Below are 2996 nucleotides of genomic sequence, written 5' to 3' on the forward strand. Positions count from 1 at the left end.
CTGAGATGGACTCGCTTATTGACTCAGAGATGGATTCTGATACTGATTCAGACACTGACTCGGATACTGATTCAGAGATTGATTCAGAAACAGATTCTGAAATTGACTCACTTACTGACTCAGAGATGGATTCTGAAACTGATTCGGAAACTGACTCGCTGACTGACTCACTGACTGATTCTGAGACGGACTCGGAAACTGACTCAGAAACTGATTCGCTGATGGACTCGGATACTGATTCTGAAACTGACTCAGAGATTGATTCGCTGATTGATTCTGATACTGACTCAGAGATGGACTCTGATACTGACTCAGAGATAGATTCAGAAACTGATTCAGATACTGACTCAGAGACGGATTCTGAGATAGACTCTGATGCTGATTCAGATACAGATTCTGATACTGACTCCGAGACGGATTCTGAGATAGACTCTGATACTGATTCTGAAATCGATTCAGACACTGACTCTGATACTGATTCAGAGATTGATTCTGATACTGATTCTGATACTGACTCTGAAACTGACTCGCTTACTGATTCGCTAATTGACTCTGATACTGATTCGCTTACTGATTCTGAGATAGATTCAGATACAGACTCAGAGATTGACTCTGAAACTGATTCTGAAATTGACTCGGATACAGATTCTGAGATGGATTCAGAGATTGATTCAGAAACTGATTCTGATACTGATTCAGATACAGACTCTGAGATTGACTCTGAGATTGACTCTGAAACTGATTCTGAAATTGACTCGGATACTGATTCAGATACTGATTCTGAAATCGATTCAGACACTGACTCGCTTACTGATTCTGAGATGGACTCGCTTATTGACTCAGAGATGGATTCTGATACTGATTCAGACACTGACTCGGATACTGATTCAGAGATTGATTCAGAAACTGATTCTGAGACTGACTCACTTACTGACTCAGATACTGATTCAGAGATTGATTCTGACACTGACTCTGAGATGGATTCTGAAACGGATTCAGAGATGGACTCTGAAACGGATTCTGAAATTGATTCTGAGATGGACTCGCTTACTGATTCTGAGACAGATTCTCTTACTGATTCTGAAATAGACTCGGAGACGGATTCTCTAACAGATTCAGAAATCGAATTTGAAAGTGATTCTGAATTTGATGTTGATTCAGAATTTGACAGTGACTCAGAGTTTGAGATAGATTCTGAATTTGATGTTGATTCTGAGTTAGAAGTAGATTCAGATTCAGACAATGAATGTGAGTTTGAGTTCGAGAGCGACTCTGATTCAGATGTATCAACTGTATACCAGTGTGTTGTTATATTCGTAGTTGTATCGATTAATGCATTGAATAATTGTACATGGGTCCCCTTTGTATTAGGGTTTACAACATTACCGTTAGAGTCCGTATAGTTCGGGGCATACTCCGGATGCATCGGTTTTAGAATTGTTTGGACATGAACTGCTGAACCATAGTTATTTCCGTATTGGTCATATCTATATCCAGAAAATCCATACCGTACTTGTAATGTGCTGTCCTCATAGACCACGACGAAAATGTCATTTTCAACTTTCTTCGCCTCTGCATTTGCTGTTATTTGAGCGGCCTCTGTACTGCTCACTATTGACCCTGTTGGTACTAGTAAACTTGTATTGTAACTTTGAGGGGCTAGAACTTCCGTCTCCATCACCTTAAAGAATCCAGTTGTATCCGCAGAATTATAATCAACTGTTCCAGTGTAAGTCGGATCTTTTACCCATATAGTCTTAACAAGGCTACCATTCTCATCTACTACTTCTGCCAGACGTTTAATATACGATGTTGCAATTGCACCATCATTATAAATCGTGCCTGGAGAATAAAGGCGTACCGTAGTACCACCTGTTGTACGTGCATAGTCATAGCCTACAAAATCACGTTTGGCAGATGGCGTAGCCATTTGACCACCAATACCTTTAACAGTGTAGGTTGCTATTGTTTTACCATCAGTTGTCTTATAGTATGTTGTGTATTCTTGATAGGTTGGAACCAAGGTATTAGTGAGCGTTCCACCGTTATACTGTAATTGTAGTTCGCCAGTTGTCGTAGTCGACGAAGTACTATCACCATAGGTAACAGTCAATGGTAAATTATTAGCGCCAGAGTAGTTTTGGAAATATGTAAAAGTTGCAGTTTGACCTTTTTCTAAAATATAACTTTCAACTACTGTATTTGTCGTCTTATTAACTAGTTCAACATAAGTTGTCGTCGTTGTCGTATCATAATCTAACGAATATCGGAAATAATAATTTTCTTTAATTGTTTGATCCGTTAATTGATCACCAAACCAGTTGAATTTTGAATAGTTAAAGGTAAAGCGTTCCGCTTCTGATGAAGGTGTAAAGCTTGTGTTATTTATTGGATTCGAAATTGCAGCACCGTTAGCAACATCCATTGATGGTGAGGCAGTTGACAAGGTATCAACCAAAACACCATATCCTTCGCCAACTTTGGTCACGGTTGCTGTCGTTGAAGTATTAAGAGCAAAAGTAATCACTCCGTCTTCATCATTTTCCAACAACAAAAGACCAATTGCTTGGTTGCTTGCTTGCAAACTGCTGATAATGGTAGCAAGGTCAGCCGCAGTTGCATCCGCATCTCCTAAGATGGTTTGAGCCAACAGCAGCTGATCACGACTGGTTCCAATTGCAGTTAGCAAGGCTTGACTTGGTGCAGTTTGGTTACTTGCGATTTGCACTAAAACCTCTGCTTCCGAAACAACTTGCTCTAAGGTTTGCTTTTCTTCTGCTACAGTTGTAGCGCCTGTTTCGCTCGCACTGGTTTCCGAACCTGTTTCACTTGCTGATGATTCACTTGTACTGGTTTCAGAGCTTGTCGAACTTGATGGCGTAGTCGATGCTGATTCAGATTCCGTATGTGATACAGAAGTTGATTCTGAAACAGAGAGCGATTCTGAAACAGAGAGCGACTCTGAAGCCGATTGACTTTCTGAGTTCGATACGGAC

General features: G+C 40.3%; 3 protein-coding genes. 1 reads left to right on the plus strand and 2 read right to left on the minus strand.

The window, feature by feature from the left end; translation table 11 throughout:
- The coding region (locus RFK25_RS11800; RefSeq protein ID WP_443035561.1) for a DUF445 family protein at positions 1–1426 on the minus strand (1426 nt) is incomplete at its 3' end.
- Between the two features lie 5 nt (positions 1427–1431).
- The gene (locus RFK25_RS11300; protein WP_332413522.1) at positions 1432–1554 is read right to left on the minus strand and encodes a hypothetical protein; all 123 of its coding nucleotides are present in this window, start codon (positions 1552–1554) and stop codon (positions 1432–1434) included.
- An 824-nt stretch (positions 1555–2378) separates the two neighbouring features.
- On the opposite strand from RFK25_RS11300, the gene RFK25_RS11305 reads away from it, so the two are divergent.
- A complete protein-coding gene (locus tag RFK25_RS11305; RefSeq protein ID WP_332413524.1) occupies positions 2379–2645 on the plus strand; it encodes a hypothetical protein in 267 nt (88 codons plus the stop codon).
- The last annotated feature ends 351 nt before the right edge of the window (positions 2646–2996 follow it).

The sequence above is a fragment of the Streptococcus sp. SS-4456 genome (genome assembly GCF_036680365.1).
Taxonomy (GTDB): Bacteria; Bacillota; Bacilli; order Lactobacillales; family Streptococcaceae; genus Streptococcus.

Excerpts from the sequence above, each read along its gene's own strand:
- RFK25_RS11300 (WP_332413522.1), bottom strand. The coding sequence starts at position 1,554 with ATGACATTTTCGTCGTGGTCTATGAGGACAGCACATTACAAGTACGGT.